This window comes from uncultured Phyllobacterium sp., from assembly GCF_902479695.1.
In the GTDB taxonomy this organism is placed as follows: Bacteria; Pseudomonadota; Alphaproteobacteria; order Rhizobiales; family Rhizobiaceae; genus Phyllobacterium; species Phyllobacterium calauticae.
Genome location: NZ_CABSQF010000003.1, coordinates 168354 through 185147, shown reverse-complemented (window position 1 = coordinate 185147; position 16794 = coordinate 168354). Strand labels below are relative to the sequence as shown.

General features: G+C 58.4%; 17 protein-coding genes. 16 read left to right on the top strand and 1 reads right to left on the bottom strand.

Features of this window, described 5'->3' with window-relative positions:
* Positions 1-8: 8 nt before the first annotated feature.
* The 14 genes from tsaB (at position 9) to RDL77_RS03260 (ending at position 13847) form a co-directional block, all read left to right on the top strand.
* The gene (tsaB, locus tag RDL77_RS03325; RefSeq protein ID WP_288191788.1) at positions 9-698 is read left to right on the top strand and encodes a tRNA (adenosine(37)-N6)-threonylcarbamoyltransferase complex dimerization subunit type 1 TsaB; all 690 of its coding nucleotides are present in this window, start codon (positions 9-11) and stop codon (positions 696-698) included.
* On the top strand, positions 695-1198 hold the full coding sequence (gene rimI, locus RDL77_RS03320; protein ID WP_288191787.1) for a ribosomal protein S18-alanine N-acetyltransferase: 504 nt from the start codon (positions 695-697) through the stop codon (positions 1196-1198). The genes tsaB and rimI overlap by 4 nt, the downstream gene beginning before the upstream one ends.
* A gap of 4 nt (positions 1199-1202) precedes the next feature.
* On the top strand, positions 1203-2069 hold the full coding sequence (locus RDL77_RS03315) for a lysophospholipid acyltransferase family protein (protein WP_374042656.1): 867 nt from the start codon (positions 1203-1205) through the stop codon (positions 2067-2069).
* Between the two features lie 9 nt (positions 2070-2078).
* The gene (gene miaB / locus RDL77_RS03310) at positions 2079-3518 is read left to right on the top strand and encodes a tRNA (N6-isopentenyl adenosine(37)-C2)-methylthiotransferase MiaB (RefSeq protein ID WP_288191786.1); all 1440 of its coding nucleotides are present in this window, start codon (positions 2079-2081) and stop codon (positions 3516-3518) included.
* 31 nt (positions 3519-3549) lie between these two features.
* Positions 3550-4569, top strand: a complete 1020-nt coding sequence (locus tag RDL77_RS03305; protein ID WP_223612080.1) for a PhoH family protein — start codon at positions 3550-3552, stop codon at positions 4567-4569.
* A 161-nt stretch (positions 4570-4730) separates the two neighbouring features.
* Positions 4731-5228: an rRNA maturation RNase YbeY gene (gene ybeY, locus RDL77_RS03300; protein WP_223612079.1), complete on the top strand. Its 498-nt coding sequence runs from the start codon at positions 4731-4733 to the stop codon at positions 5226-5228.
* A gap of 5 nt (positions 5229-5233) precedes the next feature.
* Entirely contained in the window at positions 5234-6322 is a 1089-nt protein-coding gene (locus RDL77_RS03295) for a hemolysin family protein (protein WP_288191785.1), read from the top strand.
* Positions 6323-6379: 57 nt separating this feature from the next.
* Positions 6380-7969, top strand: a complete 1590-nt coding sequence (lnt, locus tag RDL77_RS03290) for an apolipoprotein N-acyltransferase (RefSeq protein ID WP_288191784.1) — start codon at positions 6380-6382, stop codon at positions 7967-7969.
* A gap of 100 nt (positions 7970-8069) precedes the next feature.
* Positions 8070-8489: a helix-turn-helix domain-containing protein gene (locus RDL77_RS03285; RefSeq protein WP_223612073.1), complete on the top strand. Its 420-nt coding sequence runs from the start codon at positions 8070-8072 to the stop codon at positions 8487-8489.
* 165 nt (positions 8490-8654) lie between these two features.
* On the top strand, positions 8655-9920 hold the full coding sequence (metK, locus tag RDL77_RS03280; protein WP_223612072.1) for a methionine adenosyltransferase: 1266 nt from the start codon (positions 8655-8657) through the stop codon (positions 9918-9920).
* 22 nt (positions 9921-9942) lie between these two features.
* A complete protein-coding gene (locus RDL77_RS03275) occupies positions 9943-10650 on the top strand; it encodes a tRNA (guanosine(46)-N(7))-methyltransferase TrmB (RefSeq protein WP_288191783.1) in 708 nt (235 codons plus the stop codon).
* Between the two features lie 235 nt (positions 10651-10885).
* A complete protein-coding gene (locus tag RDL77_RS03270; protein WP_288191782.1) occupies positions 10886-11836 on the top strand; it encodes a tripartite tricarboxylate transporter substrate binding protein in 951 nt (316 codons plus the stop codon).
* Complete coding sequence (locus RDL77_RS03265) at positions 11833-12315, top strand: tripartite tricarboxylate transporter TctB family protein (protein ID WP_288191781.1); 483 nt, start codon at positions 11833-11835, stop codon at positions 12313-12315. Before RDL77_RS03270 ends, RDL77_RS03265 begins: the two co-directional genes overlap by 4 nt.
* 14 nt (positions 12316-12329) lie before the next feature.
* A complete protein-coding gene (locus RDL77_RS03260; protein WP_105736718.1) occupies positions 12330-13847 on the top strand; it encodes a tripartite tricarboxylate transporter permease in 1518 nt (505 codons plus the stop codon).
* Between the two features lie 28 nt (positions 13848-13875).
* On the opposite strand, the gene RDL77_RS03255 is transcribed toward RDL77_RS03260, so the two are convergent.
* Positions 13876-14040 (bottom strand): hypothetical protein, encoded by a 165-nt coding sequence (locus tag RDL77_RS03255; RefSeq protein ID WP_165403430.1) that lies wholly within the window; start codon positions 14038-14040, stop codon positions 13876-13878.
* A 412-nt stretch (positions 14041-14452) separates the two neighbouring features.
* Here RDL77_RS03255 and rimP point away from each other — a divergent pair, with 412 nt between their 5' ends.
* Both rimP and nusA read left to right on the top strand, forming a co-directional pair.
* Positions 14453-15115 (top strand): ribosome maturation factor RimP, encoded by a 663-nt coding sequence (rimP, locus tag RDL77_RS03250; RefSeq protein ID WP_223612063.1) that lies wholly within the window; start codon positions 14453-14455, stop codon positions 15113-15115.
* 63 nt (positions 15116-15178) lie between these two features.
* Complete coding sequence (gene nusA / locus RDL77_RS03245) at positions 15179-16780, top strand: transcription termination factor NusA (protein ID WP_223612061.1); 1602 nt, start codon at positions 15179-15181, stop codon at positions 16778-16780.
* The last annotated feature ends 14 nt before the right edge of the window (positions 16781-16794 follow it).

Sequence of the window (16794 nt, the reverse complement as noted above, 5' to 3'; positions counted from 1 at the left end):
GATTGGCCATGAAACTGCTTGCGCTTGATACGGCCTCCACTCTTTGCTCCGTTGCTGTTCTCGATGTCGAAACCGGGACCGTGCTTGCCGCAACGAGTGAGGATATTGGCAAGGGACATGCGGAGCGTTTGATGGCCTTCATTGAACAGACGTTGAACCGTGCAGCGGTACCGATCAGTGCCATCGGCAAGATCGCGGTCAGCATCGGCCCCGGATCGTTCACCGGCGTGCGTGTCGGCGTTTCCACGGCGCGCGGCTTTGGTCTTGCCTTGCAATGTCCGGTCGTGGGTGTCAGCACGCTTGAAGCACTGGCTTTTGATGCACGGCGTGTGTTTCCGGAACGTCCCGTCCTGTCGATTATCGATGCACGGCGCGACGAGATCTATGCGCAGTTCTTTGCGCCGGATGGTTCTGCCGGCTCGGTGCCCGGTGTGACAACCATACCGGACGTGTTCTCTGCCTTGTCGGAACGGCCGGACGATGTCGTGTTGTCCGGTTCGGGCGCGGCCCTCGTCAATGATGGCAAGCAACACAAGCTCGATGTGGCCGTAACCACGTCGACGGGAACGATTGAAGCCTTTGCCCGGCTGGGCGCTCTGCGCGCGGTTGATGGCGAAGCGCCGAAGCCGCTCTATCTGCGCGGGCTCGACGTCAAGCCGCAGCAGGGTTTTGTCCTGCGAAGGAAGGTCTCGGAATGATGGGCTTTCCCCTGGGTAATCTGCGCAACCGTCCTTTTGTCATTGAACCGTTGGCAAGCACGGATTCGATTCACCTGGCAAAGCTGCACGCCCTGACGTTCAGCCAGCCATGGAGCGATGAGGAATTCCATGCGCTGATGATGCAAGGGAATGTCTTCGGCTTCATTGCGCGGGAAGAGGGCAGGCGATCTGCGCCTCCCGGCGGCTTTGTGCTGGCAAGGCTCGTTGTCGACGAGGCGGAAATCCTGACGATTGCAGTGGCGCCGTCCGCGCAACGGCGTGGTCTTGGGCATGCCTTGATGGACGCGACCCTGCGCCATCTGCACAATGCCCGGGCGGAAATGCTGTTTCTGGAGGTTGACGAGACAAATATGCCGGCCCTGGCGCTCTACCGCCGTCTTGGATTCAAGCAGGTGGGCAAACGTCCCGGCTATTATGAAACTGCGGGCGGCCGTTCCGCGGCCCTGACCATGCGCCGTGACCTGAAGCGGGCGCGCTGACATGATGTCCTGGGTCCGTTTTACTGTCACGGCAACGGCTTTTGCGCTGGTCACCCTGATCTCGGTGCCATTGCAGTACTTTTTCCTCAAGGCCGGCTGGGGCTTGCGCAAGCGGTTTCCGATTTTCTATCACCGCATCGTTGCCAAACTGCTGGGCTTGCGCATCCACATGCATGGGGACATGGCAACGCAGCGCCCGCTGCTGCTGGCGGCCAATCACGCATCGTGGACAGATATCGTGGTGCTGGGGGCGCTCAAGGAATTGTCCTTCATCGCCAAGATCGAAGTGGCGAGTTGGCCACTGTTCGGCATGCTCTCCAAACTGCAGCGCTCCGTCTTCGTGGAGAGGGAAAAGCGCGGCAAGACCCATGATCAGGCGAGCGAGATTGCAACGCGTCTGGCCGCCGGTGACGTCATGGTGCTGTTTGCCGAGGGAACCACGTCCGACGGCAATCGCGTCCTGCCCTTCAAGACCTCGCTTTTCGGTGCTGCCCAGGTGGCAATCCGCGAAACCAGCGTGGAAACAGTGACGGTGCAACCCGTCGCGATTGCCTATACGCGGGTGCATGGCGTGCCGATGGGCCGCTTCCATCGCCCGATCATTTCCTGGCCGGGCGACGTGCCGCTGGGACCGAGCCTGATCGGGCTTTTGAAGGACGGTGCGATCGATGTCGATGTCTGGTTCGGCGAACCGATGACCATCGACAGCAAGACAAACCGCAAGATGCTGGCACGGTTGATGGAGAAGCGGGTGAGGGAGATGATGTTGTCGTCGCTCCTTGGCCGGGATCTTGTCACGGCGGCGGGAGAAACGCCGGAGTCAGCCATTCCGGGTGACTCTGCTATTCTCAAAGGCCTCAAAAAGCTTTAGAAGCCTCGCATGGACGATATCAGCACCTCGCATAAACCGGACGAGACATCCGGAACCCGACCCATTTCGCCAGCACTTGCGAACACGCGCAAGGTCTATGTGAAGACCTATGGCTGCCAGATGAATGTCTATGACAGCCAGCGTATGACGGATAGTCTGGCGGCGGAAGGCTATAGCCCCACCGATACGGCGGAGGACGCTGATCTGGTGTTGATCAACACCTGTCATATTCGCGAGAAAGCCTCGGAAAAACTCTATTCGGCGCTCGGCCGCCTGCGCAAGATGAAGGACGCCCGCGCCAAAGAAGGCCGCGAGCTGACCGTCGGCGTTGCCGGTTGCGTGGCACAGGCAGAAGGCGACGAGATCACCCGCCGCGCGCCGGTGGTGGATCTGGTGGTCGGTCCGCAGACCTATCATCGCCTGCCGCAGGCGCTTGCCCGTGTGCGGCAGGGCGAGCGGGTCGTCGAGACGGAATATGCGATCGAAGACAAGTTCGAGCATCTGCCGGCTCCCCGCAAGGAGCAGACACGAAGCCGTGGTGTGACGGCTTTTTTGACTGTCCAGGAGGGGTGCGACAAGTTCTGCACATTCTGCGTGGTGCCCTATACCCGCGGTTCGGAAGTCTCGCGACCGGTCGCGCAGATCTTGAAGGAAGCCGAAAAGCTGGCTGATGCCGGTGTGCGCGAACTGACCCTGCTGGGTCAGAACGTCAATGCCTGGCATGGCGAAGGCGCCGACGGGCGCGAGTGGGGATTGGGCGAGCTGCTCTACCGGCTGGCTGAGATACCCGGCATTGCGCGCCTGCGCTACGTGACCAGCCATCCGCGCGATATGGACGACACGCTGATCCATGCCCACCGTGACCTGCCGATGCTGATGCCCTATCTGCACCTGCCGGTACAGGCGGGGTCGGACCGCATTCTCAAGGCCATGAACCGCAGGCATACGGCTGCGGAATATGTGCGGCTGATCAACCGGATTCGCGAGGCGCGCTCGGACATTGCCCTTTCCGGGGATTTCATCGTCGGCTTTCCCGGCGAGACAGACGAGGATTTCGAGGCGACACTGCAGATCGTGCGCGACGTCACCTATGCCGCGGCTTATTCGTTCAAATACTCGCCCCGCCCCGGCACGCCTGGTGCGGATATGGAAGATCATGTCCCCGAAGCCGTGAAGGACGAAAGATTGCAGCGCCTGCAGGCACTGCTGTCCGAACAGCAATATGCATTCCAGCGCAGTCTGGTCGGTCAAACCATGAACGTGCTGATCGAAAAGGCCGGGCGGGAACCCGGACAGATGGTTGGCAGATCTCCCTGGTTACAACCTGTAATTATCGATGTACATGGCGGGGAAATCGGCGACATAATCAGGGTACGAATCATCAGCACGGGAACCAACAGCCTGATTGGGGTTCGTGAGATGGAAACGACGAGCGACGGGACTATATAAGCACTGAACACCTTTTGGTAAGGAGAGCCGATTGACCGCCACCGAAAAGCTGAAACCCGCTCCGTCAGGGGCCTCGGATCTGGCGCATATCGTACTGACTTTCGACAATAACCGGCTGGCAAGCGCCTTATTCGGTCAGTTCGACGAGAATCTTGCCCGCATCGAGCAGAAGTTGGGTGTCGATGTCCGCTCCAAGGGAAACCAGCTTGCGATTCGCGGTGAACCGGGCGCGACCGAACAGGCCCGAAGGGCTCTCGATCAGCTCTATGAACAGCTGCAGAAGGGCCATGATATTTCGGCATCCGATGTGGATGGCGCATTGCGCATGGCTATCGCCGCCGACGATCAACTGACGCTTCCCAGCATGGAAAACAAGAGCAAGATGGCTGCAGCCCAGATATCGACCCGCAAGAAGACGATTTTTGCCCGCACGCCCACACAGGATGCCTATATGCGGGCACTGGACCGCTCGGAAATGGTGTTCGGCGTCGGCCCTGCCGGTACCGGCAAGACCTATCTGGCCGTTGCCCATGCCGCCATGCTTCTGGAGCGTGGCCTGGTGGACCGGATCATTCTGTCGCGTCCGGCCGTGGAGGCTGGTGAACGTCTTGGCTTCCTGCCCGGCGATATGAAGGAAAAGGTCGATCCGTATCTGCGGCCGCTCTATGATGCGCTGTATGACATGATGCCCGCCGACAAGGTCGAGCGGGCCATTGCTGCCGGTGTCATCGAAATTGCACCGCTGGCTTTCATGCGTGGACGCACGCTGGCGCATTCTGCCATCATTCTTGATGAGGCGCAGAACACGACAGCCATGCAGATGAAGATGTTTCTCACCCGCCTTGGTGAAAACGGACGCATGATCATCACCGGTGATCCCAGTCAGGTCGATCTTCCTCCTGGCCAGAAATCCGGTCTGGTTGAAGCGCTGAGAATTCTCGACGGCGTCAGTGGTATTGTCACAGTCCGCTTCTCGGATGTGGACGTTGTCCGCCATCCGCTTGTTGCGGCAATCGTCCGTGCCTACGACAAGGAAGGCGCCAAGCCCTGAGTTATTTCGATCACTCCATCCCGTTGGCCGTCTGATGCGATTTTCTGCACTTCCGGCGTTTATGGACTACAATGTCCACGGCGCTCCGGTTCTTGAAAACCGCGCTATCCGACTCAACGGGCCGAGTGCTCGAAAGATATCCAACGCTTGATGGTACAATTTTGATCGATACCGATATTCTCGTTGAAACCGACGGCTGGCCCGAGGAGGCCACCCTGCAGGCGCTTGCCGAAAAGGCTATTGCTGCTGCATGGCAGACATTGGATGGCGGCCCGCAACCGGTGAGTGAACTCAGCCTCGTCTTTACCGACGACGCGGCGATCCGCGAACTCAACAATGACTGGCGCGACAAGGACAAGCCAACCAATGTGCTGTCATTTCCCGCCTTTCCGATCAAGCCCGGCCAGAAACCCGGCCCCATGCTCGGCGACATCGTCATCGCACGGGAAACGGTCGAGCGTGAAGCTGCCGATGAACAGAAACCTTTCGACCATCATTTGACGCATCTGATCGTGCACGGCTTTTTGCATCTGCTGGGCTATGATCATATTATCGAGAGCGAAGCGGAAGAGATGGAAGGTCTGGAGCGTAAAATTCTCGCGCATCTTGCCATTCCTGACCCATATGCGCTATCGGTCACTGACGATCAATCCGATTGAGGACCATGTCTGACACGTCGCACCAGAACGATCCTGCCGCGCCCGCCAAGGGTATAACCGGGCAGGAGAGTGACGCCGAGGGGCAAAGTAGCACCAGAGCGCCCGCAACCGAAAAGCGCTCGCTTCTCACTGCAATTTTTCCATTTCTGCGCGCTCGCCCGGGCACATCCCTGCGAGAGGATATCGATGCGGCGCTGGCGGGCACGGATAATGGCGATACGGCGTTTTCGCCGGAAGAACGCGCCATGCTTCACAACATCCTGCGCCTGCGCGAATTGCGCGTGGAGGATGTGATGATCCCTCGCGCCGATATTGAGGCCGTTGATATCACCACGACTCTCGGCGATCTGCTGGAGGTTTTCGAAAAATCCGGCCATTCGCGCATGCCGGTTTTCGCGGAAACCCTGGATGATCCGCGTGGCATGGTGCATATCCGTGATGTGGTCAATTACATCACCAAGATTTCCAGGGTGAAGACCCAGCGCCGAACTTCGGCGAAGGCACCCAAGGCACCGGCTGCTGCCAAGTTTGATCTGGGCAATGTCGAACTGACCAAGACCATTGCAGAGCTCAGTCTCATGCGGCCGATCCTTTTCGTGCCGCCCTCGATGCTTGCCAATGACCTGATGGGCCGCATGCAGGCACAACGCATTCAGATCGCGCTGGTTATCGATGAGTACGGCGGGACCGACGGCCTGGTGTCGCTGGAAGATATCGTCGAAATGGTCGTCGGCAATATTGAAGACGAGCACGACGACGACGAAGTGATGATCATGGAGGAGCCGGAAGGCGTCTTCATCGCCGATGCCCGCGCCGATCTTGAAGAGGTCGCCGGAAAGATCGGGTCCGGCTTTGTCGTTGGCGAGCATGGCGAAGACGTTGACACGGTCGGTGGTCTGATCTTCTCGATTCTTGGGCGTATTCCCGTGCGCGGCGAGATGGTCCAGGCGGTTCCGGGTTATGAGTTTCATGTGCTCGAAGCCGACCCGCGCCGTATCCGCAAGGTTCGCATCGTGCCGCTGCGCCATGCCGAGCGCCGCCCGCGCCCTCCGCGTCCGGGCGCGGCGGATGAACCCGCTGAAATGGACGAATGATTGGCGCAAGTCTCACCCGCTAATACTGACGAAAAATCACCAAGGGTGGGGCATGGCATGATCCAGCGTCTGGCCGGAAAAATCATCCTGCTGTGGGGATGGAAGCGTGTTGCGCTGGCATTTTTCGTGGGTGCGCTGGCCAGTTTCGCGCTGCCGCCCTATGATTTTTTTGCCGTCTGCTTCATCTCCTTTCCGGTTCTTGTCTGGCTGATTGACGGTGCCGTCGACAATGCGGGCGCCGGGCCTCTCCGCAGGCTTTGGCCGGCAGCCATGATTGGCTGGTGGTTTGGTTTCGGCTATTTCGTCTTTGGCCTCTGGTGGCTGGGGAATGCACTGCTGGTGGACGCTGCCGGCTTTGCCTGGGCAATTCCGCTTGCCGTGCTTGGACTGCCGGCCGTTCTGGCCGTTTTCTACGCTTTTGCTGCAGCGCTGGCCCGGCTGTTCTGGAGTGAAGGGATGGGCCGTGTTCTGTCGCTGGCGTTTGCCTTCGGTATTACCGAGTGGCTGCGTTCCATTGTGCTCACCGGTTTCCCCTGGAATGCGATCGGTTATGCGGCGATGCCGGTTCCCGTTCTCATGCAGTCATCGGTTTTTGTCGGCCTCCTGGGCATGAATGCGCTGGCCGTGGCGGTGTTTTCCATGCCCGCCCTGCTTGCTGGCCGCCGGGATGTCAGAACGGGCCTGGTTGTCGCGCTGATCCTGGTGTGCGCCCATGCGGGGTACGGGTTTTACAGGCTGCAGACAGCCAGCCTTGTCGCAAAGGGCCCCAATGTTCGTATCGTTCAGCCGTCGATCGCGCAGGATCTGAAGTTTGACGTGGAAGCACGCCGCGATATTCTTGATAAATATCTCGCCATGAGCGGCAAGCCACCCCGATCCGGTGCGCCCGCACCCGACGTGATTGTCTGGCCGGAAACAGCGGTCCCCTATATCCTGACGAAAACACCCGACGCGTTGCGGGCCATTGCCGGAATGCTGAAAGAGGGGCAAGTCCTGCTCGCCGGGGCCGTGCGGATGGAGGAGCCGGGAGGCAATCAGCCGCCGCTGTATTACAACACGATCTACAGCATCAATGATGCCGGTGAGATTACCGGTGCTGCCGACAAGGTGCATCTGGTTCCGTTCGGGGAATATCTGCCGCTCGAAGGCATTCTGCGCAGCCTGGGTTTGAGCGAAATTGCTGGAATGCCTGGCGGGTTTACCGCAGGCGTCTCCAAGCAGTCGCTCAAGGTGAGCGACAATCTCACCGCTTTGCCGCTCATCTGCTATGAAGCGATCTTTCCGGCTGAAATGGGGTATCAGGGGCCGGCGGCCGACGCGATCATCAATGTGACCAATGATGCATGGTATGGCGATACGCCGGGTCCGTATCAGCACTTCCGCCAGGCGCAATTGCGCGCGGTCGAGCAGGGTTTGCCGCTTGTCCGCGCCGCCAACAATGGACTATCAGCGGTTGTCGATCCCTACGGTCGAATCATCGATGCCCTGGCACTGAATGCAGTGGGTGTGGTCGATGTGGCGCTTCCCGGTAGGGTTCAACTACCATTAAGTGAAGGCTTACGCAGATTTCAATTTCTGATTGTACTCGGTCTGCTTTTTGCTGCCGTACTGGCGTATTTTTATCGGGATAGAAGGCGTCTCGGTTGACTTTTTTACCTTTGCCCTGTCGAATACCGTTATATTTGGTCTGTTGATACATTGATGATAAAATTAGTTTTCAGCCCCATTTCATACGAATGAGATTTTCATGCCCGATAATAAAAAGCGACCGAACCCAGTTGACGTCCATGTGGGCGCCCGAATCCGTCTGCGCCGGAACATGGTTGGCCTCAGCCAGGAAAGACTAGGCGATAGCCTGGGAATTACATTTCAGCAAATTCAAAAATACGAGAAGGGTGTCAACCGGGTAGGTGCCAGCCGTCTGCAAGCGATTGGCAACGTTCTCAACGTGCCCGTCACGTTTTTCTTTGATGATATGCCCGACCAGCCGGAGAAGGTGCAGGGGTTCGAGGAGGAAAGTGACAACACATACGTGGTGGGCTTTCTCAACAGCTCCGAGGGGATACAGCTTGCGCGTGCCTTCGCCAAGATCGGCGACCCGAAAATTCGCCGGAAAATCCTCGATCTGGTGCGGACATTGAGCCACGAAGAAGATCCCGAAGGATAGATTCCCGTTGGCCTGTCGATCTTTCCGCTCAAACAGTAGAAAAATTCTTCCAATGCTGTTTGTTTGAAAACGAAAGCGATTGACTGAATCCTTGGACCTTGGCAAACACTACGCAGGCTCGTTCCCTGTGGAATGGGCGTAGGTTTGTTTCAAGAGGGGTTTCCCGTGACACGCAGTTCCTATCTTTTTACCAGTGAGTCTGTATCGGAAGGTCATCCAGATAAGGTTTGCGACCGTATTTCCGATGAAATCGTCGATATGATTTATAAGGAAGCAAAGAAGACGGGTGTTGATCCGTGGACTGTGCGTATTGCCTGTGAAACCTTGGCAACGACCAACCGGGTTGTTATTGCCGGTGAAGTGCGTGTCCCCGACACGCTGCTCAAGAAGGACAAGAACGGCGCCGTTGTTCATGACGCCAAGGGTCATCCGGTCATCAATCCCTCCCGCTTCCGCGCTGCCGCCCGCCGTGCGATCCGCGATATCGGCTATGAGCAAGAGGGCTTCAGCTGGAAGACTGCAAAGATTGACGTGCTGCTGCATCCGCAGTCGGCCGACATTGCGCAGGGCGTCGACAATGCATCTGACCGTCAGGGCGAAGAGGGTGCAGGCGATCAGGGTATCATGTTCGGCTATGCCTGCCGGGAAACACCGGACCTGATGCCGGCTCCGATCTATTATTCACACAAGATTCTCGAGCTTCTCGCCGCTGCCCGCCACAAGGGCGAGGGTGAGGCCGGCCGGCTTGGCCCCGATGCCAAGAGCCAGGTGACGGTTCGTTACGTCGATGGCGTAGCGGCGGAAGCGACGCAGATCGTTCTTTCGACACAGCATCTGGATGCCAGCTGGGATTCCAAAAAGGTTCGCAAGGTCGTTGAACCCTACATCCGCGAAGCGCTTGGCGATCTCAAGATTGCCGACAATTGCGTCTGGTACATCAACCCGACCGGCAAGTTTGTCATCGGCGGACCGGACGGCGATGCAGGGCTGACAGGCCGCAAGATCATCGTGGACACCTATGGCGGCGCGGCGCCCCATGGCGGCGGTGCATTCTCCGGCAAGGACACCACCAAGGTTGATCGCTCTGCTGCCTATGCAGCGCGCTATCTCGCCAAGAATGTTGTCGCCGCCGGCTTTGCCGATCGCTGCACGATCCAGCTGTCCTATGCCATCGGTGTTGCTCAGCCTCTGTCGGTCTATGTTGACCTGCATGGCACCGGCAAGGTGAATGAAGATGCCGTGGAAGCTGCCCTGCGCAAGGTCATGGACCTGTCGCCGACGGGCATCCGCAAGCATCTTGACCTGAACAAGCCGATCTATGCCAAGACATCCGCCTATGGCCATTTCGGCCGCAAGCCCGGTCGTGACGGTTCGTTCTCCTGGGAAAAGACCGATCTGGCCAAGCAGTTGAAGAGCGCACTGGCTGCGTAAGCAGCCAGTTTGATTGAAGATGATGACAGATACAGAAGAGCCCAGGCGCGAGCGTTCAACGGAAGCGTTTTTCGGCAGACGCAATGGCAAGACACTGCGGCCCCTGCAACGCTCCATCCGCGACGAGTTGCTGCCGCTGCTGAAACTGGATCTGTCGGAACCTGCACCCGGCGACCTTCGCAGTCTTTTTACTGCGGAGGTCGACAAGGTCCGGCTCGAAATCGGCTTTGGTGGCGGCGAGCATCTGCTGCATGAAGCTGCCCGTTTTCCCAAGTCCGGCTTTATCGGTGTCGAGCCTTTCGTCAACAGCATGGCAAAGCTGGTTGTCGATCTGCACGAAAATCCCCTGCAGAACATTCGCCTGTACGATGACGATGCAACGCAGGTCCTGGACTGGCTGCCGGACGCATCGCTTGACGGTATCGATCTGTTTTATCCGGATCCTTGGCCGAAAAAGAAACATTGGAAGCGCCGTTTCGTCAGCCAGAAGAACCTTGACCGTTTTGCCCGGGTATTGAAGCCGGGCAGCCCGTTCCGTTTTGCATCGGATATCGATACTTACGTTAACTGGACATTGCAGCATTGCCGCGCTCATGGCGCGTTCGCGTGGCAGGCAGAAACATCCGCCGACTGGCACACGCCCTATGAGGCCTGGCCCGGCACCCGCTATGAGCAGAAAGCGCATCGCGAAGGGCGTGTCGGTGCTTATCTGACTTTTTCACGCCGCTGATTTGCCGATCCGGCCGATATTGGCCGGTCTTCCCCAATACGTGACAGCTTCCAGACAGTTTTCTCCTGTCAATCTGAGCATGAGGAGACCGCTGGGAGGCTGTCCTATAGTTTATTGGTGTACGTTGAATTGCGCGCTTGGCGTCAGTTCATGGCTTTGACTGTTGCCGCCTCCCGGCTTCTTCAAAGAACCAGCAAAACAGACGGCGGAATGCTGTCACGGGAGGATTTCTACAATGCGTAAAATGTTGCTTGCTTTCGCCGCTGCCGGCGCGATGATTGTGTCGGGTTCGGCTTTTGCTGCCGACTACAAGATCATGGCACCGGCTGCCCCCGGCGGTGGCTGGGATCAGACCGCCCGCACCATCCAGTCCGTGCTGCAGGATGAGAAGATTTCCGGAAGCGTTCAGGTAGTCAATGTTCCCGGCGCCGGCGGCACCATTGGTCTTGCCCAGTTTGCCAATTCGGCAAAAGGTGATCCTGCGCAGCTGATCGTCGGCGGCTACGTCATGGTCGGCGCCATCCTGACCAATGCATCGCCGGTCAATCTCAGCCAGGTTACCCCCATCGCCCGGCTGACCGGCGAATTCGAAGCGCTGGTTGTCCCCGCGGCGTCGCCCATCAAGAACATGGCCGATCTCGTGGAAAAGCTGAAGTCCGATCCAGGTTCGGTGTCGTGGGGCGGCGGCTCGGCTGGCGGTACGGACCACATCACGGCGGGCCTGATCGCCAAGGCAGCGGGTGTTGACCCGACCAAGGTCAATTATATCGCTTTCTCCGGCGGCGGCGAAGCGCTGGCTGCTATTCTCGGTAATCAGGTGACGGTGGGCATTTCCGGTTATGGTGAATTCGAATCGCAGATCAAGGCTGGTACGCTACGCATTATCGGCATTTCCAGCGATGCGAAGGTAGCAGGCGTCGATGCACCGACGTTCAAGGAGGGCGGCATTGATGTGGCCATCCAGAACTGGCGCATGGTTGCTGCGGCCCCCGGCATTTCCAAAGAACAGGAAGCCGTGATCAGCGCCGATGTCGAGAAGATGGTGAAGTCGAAGGCGTGGCAGGATCAGCTTGCCACCAAGGGTTGGGCAGACACCTATCTTGCAGGTGATGCGTTCAAGACGCAGCTGGCGAAGGATACCGAAGCAACATCGGCAATCCTGAAAGATATCGGCCTTGTAAAATGACAAACAACGTGTCCGCATCCGCAACGCGCCGCCCTGACCGGGCGGCGCTTGTTATAGCCGTCGTTCTCGCCCTGGTTGCGGCTGTCATTGTCTACAGCACCGCGACCGCCCACGGCGGAAGTACCACGCGCATCGGCCCCGGCGCATTTCCCTACACCATATCCGGCTGTCTTTTCGTGCTGTCCGTCTGGACCGGCATTGAAGCCTGGCGCGGGGATTTTCCCGAGCGCGAAGCGCAGGAGTTTGGCCCTGTCATCTGGATTGTCGGCGGGCTTGCCGCGCAGATGCTGCTCCTGAACACGGTCGGCTTTTCCATTGCAACCGGCATATTGTTTGCAGCAACAGCCCGCGGTTTTGGCAAAAGGCCGCTGTGGATGACCATTCCGATCGGGATCGCCCTTTCTTTCGTCGTCTGGATCATTTTCGCCAAGGGGCTGCAATTGTCGCTTCCTGCCGGGCCGCTTGAGCACCTCATTTAAAAGGCATCACAGCCATGGATACATTTACACTCCTCGCCCACGGCTTTCTGGTCGCGCTGGAGCCGATGAACCTGTTTTACGCACTCGTCGGTGTCACGCTCGGTACCGCTGTCGGCGTTCTGCCCGGCATCGGGCCGGCGCTGACGGTGGCGCTGCTTTTGCCGGTCACCTACAAGCTTGACCCGGCGGGTTCACTCATCATGTTTGCCGGCATTTACTATGGCGGCATGTATGGGGGCTCGACCACGTCGATCCTTTTGAACACGCCAGGGGAAAGCGCTTCCATCGTCACGGCGCTTGAGGGCAACAAGATGGCCCGCGCCGGCCGCGGAGGGCCTGCGCTGGCAACGGCCGCCATCGGTTCCTTCGTTGCCGGCCTGATCGCAACGCTTGGGCTTGCGCTGATTGCGCCGACAATCGTCAAATTTGCCCTGTCGTTCGGTCCGGCCGAATATTTTGCCCTGATGATCCTGGCATTCATGACCGTATCCGCCGCCTTTGGCGATTCAACCCTGCGCGGGCTCACGGCGCTCTTTCTCGGGCTTGCCCTCGGATTGGTTGGTATCGACCTCCAGACCGGGCAGGCGCGGCTGGCTTTCGGTATTCCCGACCTTCTGGATGGTGTGGAAGTCACCACCCTTGCTGTTGCCCTGTTTGCAATCGGCGAGACCCTCAGTGTCGCGGCTGCCCGCTACGGCGGGGATGAAAAGATCGAGCCGGTCAAGGGATCGGTGTGGATGAACAGGGAAGACTGGTCGCGGTCATGGAAACCATGGCTGCGTGGCACGATCATCGGTTTTCCGATCGGCGCGATGCCGGCGGGCGGCGCCGAGATCGGTACATTCCTGTCCTATTCGGTGGAGAAGCAGCTGGCGAAGAAGCCGGAGGAATTTGGCCATGGCGCCATTGAAGGTGTGGCAGGTCCGGAAGCTGCCAACAATGCATCGGCTGCCGGAACACTGGTCCCGCTGCTGACGCTTGGGCTGCCGACGACGGCAACCGCAGCGATCATGCTGGCCGGTTTCCAGCAGTTCGGTTTGCAGCCCGGACCGTTGCTGTTCGCCACCAATCCGCAGATTGTCTGGGGATTGATCGCCAGCCTTCTCGTTGCCAATTTCATGCTGCTGGTGCTGAATCTGCCGATGATCGGGCTTTGGGTGCGCTTGCTGTCCATCCCGAGGCACTGGCTCTATGCCGGCATTCTCGTGTTTGCCACGCTTGGCACCATCGGCGCCAACCCGTCGACATTCGAGCTTGGCATGCTGCTGGCATTCGGTGTCATGGGGTATATTCTGCGCCGGTTCGGTTATCCGATTGCGCCGGTTGTGGTCGGCCTGATCCTCGGGCCGATGGCCGAGCAGCAATTGCGGCGCGCATTGGCGATCAGCCAGGGCGACGTTACCGTGCTGGTCGGGTCGCCAATTGCGATCATTCTGCTGGTGTTGGCGGTCTGTGCCGTGGTCGTGCCACTGATTTTGCGGGCACGGGGCAAAGGCAAGGTACTGTCGCAGCTTGCTGCGAACGAGGACTGATCAGTGATCAGCCCAGTCCACCGGGATATTAATTCCGGTGGATCGTGCTGAACTGAACAGGGTCAATGCCAAGATTGCGCAGATCCGACGGGATCGGCTGATGACCGAGGCGTGTTGCAGAAGCAACAGCAACGGCACTGCCGAATACGTTGAGAAAGCGGCTGATCTTGTAAGGCATATGTCTCTTGGTCATGGCTCATTCCTTTCGCAGTTATATTGCGATGCAGCATAGATAGGGGAGTTGGCTCGAAAGGGTTAGGCCCCGCAGCGCACGGCAGCCATGCGAAAATGCATTGCGGCGGCATGAATTCGGCATTTTCGGCCCTTACAAAAGCCTGAATCCATTTGTTAGGATGATTTTTGACCAATCCGGCATATCGCCGTTTGAACGGCCGGCCCTTGCAACGCGGGAAGCGGTATGTGCGGCTGCATGCGGCGTTGAAATCGCCGAACTGTGGCGGACGCGCAGAAATTCGTCACAGAGCTTGAAACTCTCCCCTCATTTCGATATATAGAAGTCATATTCTTGGTCGATAGAACAGGGGTGGGTCCACACAGGTCCCGCTCTTTTTTGTTTCTTGGGGCCGAAACAGGGAAAATTCTGCGTGACAGACGGCACCAAAACAGAACACCAAGCGGTTGAAACAACCGCGCATGAAGAGCGCATTATCACCGAGACGGGCGTCGATGCCCGTATTGCTGGTATTATCGAGCCAGTGCTGGAATCCATTGGTTTCCGCCTTGTGCGTGTTCGGCTTTCCGGCCTGAACGGCCTGACCTTGCAGATCATGACGGAACGTTTCGATGGCACCATGACCGTCGAGGATTGCGAACTGGTCAGCCGGACGATGTCGCCGGTTCTCGATGTGGAAGACCCTATCGACCGTCATTACCACTTGGAAGTATCGTCGCCGGGTATCGATCGCCCGCTGGTGCGCAAGTCGGATTTCAACACGTGGTCCGGTCATGTCGTCAAGGTTGATACATCTGCGGTTCTGAGCGGGCGCAAGAAATTTCGCGGCCGCATCGCTGCCGTTACCGATGACAGTGTCACGATAGAAAGCGATCAGGCGAGTTATGGTGATGAGCCGGTGATCGAGGTGCCATTCGAGTTGATCTCGGATGCACGGCTCATTTTGACGGATGATCTCATTCGCGATGCCTTGCGCCGCGACAAGGACTTACGCGAAGGCCGGATTCCCGAGGAGGGCGCTGTATCGCCTGACGACGCCGAATCCGCTGAGCGGGAACAGACAAAACAGGATTGATCTTCATACGCCGCGGGAGAAGCGGTGCGATGAACCCCCAAGGGGAACTTCAAGGAGAAAGACATGGCAGTCAGTGCAAACAGGCTAGAACTTCTGCAGATCGCCGATGCGGTGGCCCGCGAGAAGTCGATTGACCGCGAGATCGTCATTGCGGCAATGGCCGATGCCATTCAGAAAGCCGCGCGTTCGCGTTACGGTCAGGAAACCAATATCCGCGCCGATATCAATGCCAAGACCGGCGAGATCAAGCTGCAGCGCCTGCTGGAAGTTGTCGAAGATGTCGAAGATCCGGTGACGCAGATCAGCATGGATGCCGCGCGCGACCGCAATCCCGATGCGCAGCCCGGCGATTTCCTTGCCGATCAGCTGCCGCCGATGGATTTCGGCCGTATTGCCGCCCAGTCCGCCAAGCAGGTTATCGTGCAGAAGGTGCGTGAAGCCGAGCGTGACCGCCAGTATGACGAATACAAGGATCGTGTCGGCGAAATCATCAATGGCAGCGTCAAGCGCGTCGAATACGGCAATGTGATCGTCGATCTCGGTCGTGGTGAAGCCATTGTCCGCCGCGACGAACTGATCCCGCGCGAGACATTCCGCTACGGTGATCGCGTTCGGGCCTATGTCTATGACGTGCGCCGCGAACAGCGCGGCCCGCAGATTTTCCTGAGCCGCACTCATCCGCAGTTCATGGCGAAGCTGTTCACCATGGAAGTGCCTGAGATCTATGACGGCATCATCGAAATCAAGTCGGTTGCCCGTGATCCCGGCTCGCGCGCCAAGATTGCGGTGATTTCCCGCGATTCCTCGATCGATCCTGTCGGTGCCTGCGTCGGTATGCGCGGTTCGCGCGTTCAGGCTGTCGTCGGCGAGTTGCAGGGCGAGAAGATCGACATCATTCCGTGGTCGCCTGAACCGGCGTCCTTCATCGTCAATGCGTTGCAGCCGGCGGAAGTTTCCAAGGTTGTGCTTGATGAAGATGCGGAACGTATTGAAGTTGTGGTTCCGGATGACCAGCTATCCCTGGCAATCGGTCGTCGCGGCCAGAATGTGCGCCTTGCATCGCAGCTGACCGGCTGGGATATCGATATCCTCACCGAGCAGGAAGAGTCGGAACGCCGCCAAAAGGAATTCGTCGAACGCTCCAACCTGTTCATGGAAGCGCTTGATGTCGACGAGATGGTCGGTCAGGTTCTCGCATCGGAAGGTTTTGCCAGCGTCGAGGAAATCGCCTATGTGGATGGCGATGAAATTTCCTCCATCGATGGTTTCGATGAGGAGACGGCAAGCGAAATCCAGCAGCGCGCCCAGGAATATCTCGGCCGCATCGAAGCTGAACGTGATGCCCGCCGCAAGGAATTGGGTGTTTCGGATGAACTGCGCGATCTGCCTGGCATGACGAATGCCATTCTGGTTGCTGTCGGCGAAGACGGCGTCAAGACGATTGAAGATTTCGCCGGTTATGCGGTGGATGAACTGACCGGCTGGCGTGAGCGCAAGGATGGTGAGACAATCAACCATCCCGGCATTCTCTCGGCTTTCGAAGTCAGCCGTACCGATGCGGAGCAGATGGTTCTGACAGCGCGCCTCAAGGCCGGCTGGATCACCGAAGACGATCTGGTTGCTGTTGAGACGGATGAAGTGCCGGACGAAGAGGTCGCTGGCTGAGAGCGAGAGGCCTT

Bases quoted from the DNA above. Each gene is read 5' to 3' on its own strand.
- tsaB (WP_288191788.1), top strand. From the start codon at position 9: ATGAAACTGCTTGCGCTTGATACGGCCTCCACTCTTTGCTCCGTTGCT.
- RDL77_RS03285 (WP_223612073.1), top strand. From the start codon at position 8,070: ATGCCCGATAATAAAAAGCGACCGAACCCAGTTGACGTCCATGTGGGC.
- RDL77_RS03270 (WP_288191782.1), top strand. From the start codon at position 10,886: ATGCGTAAAATGTTGCTTGCTTTCGCCGCTGCCGGCGCGATGATTGTG.
- lnt (WP_288191784.1), top strand. From the start codon at position 6,380: ATGATCCAGCGTCTGGCCGGAAAAATCATCCTGCTGTGGGGATGGAAG.
- RDL77_RS03260 (WP_105736718.1), top strand. From the start codon at position 12,330: ATGGATACATTTACACTCCTCGCCCACGGCTTTCTGGTCGCGCTGGAG.
- RDL77_RS03295 (WP_288191785.1), top strand. From the start codon at position 5,234: ATGTCTGACACGTCGCACCAGAACGATCCTGCCGCGCCCGCCAAGGGT.
- RDL77_RS03315 (WP_374042656.1), top strand. From the start codon at position 1,203: ATGTCCTGGGTCCGTTTTACTGTCACGGCAACGGCTTTTGCGCTGGTC.
- RDL77_RS03255 (WP_165403430.1), bottom strand. From the start codon at position 14,040: ATGACCAAGAGACATATGCCTTACAAGATCAGCCGCTTTCTCAACGTA.
- RDL77_RS03265 (WP_288191781.1), top strand. From the start codon at position 11,833: ATGACAAACAACGTGTCCGCATCCGCAACGCGCCGCCCTGACCGGGCG.
- miaB (WP_288191786.1), top strand. From the start codon at position 2,079: ATGGACGATATCAGCACCTCGCATAAACCGGACGAGACATCCGGAACC.
- nusA (WP_223612061.1), top strand. From the start codon at position 15,179: ATGGCAGTCAGTGCAAACAGGCTAGAACTTCTGCAGATCGCCGATGCG.
- RDL77_RS03275 (WP_288191783.1), top strand. From the start codon at position 9,943: ATGACAGATACAGAAGAGCCCAGGCGCGAGCGTTCAACGGAAGCGTTT.
- rimI (WP_288191787.1), top strand. From the start codon at position 695: ATGATGGGCTTTCCCCTGGGTAATCTGCGCAACCGTCCTTTTGTCATT.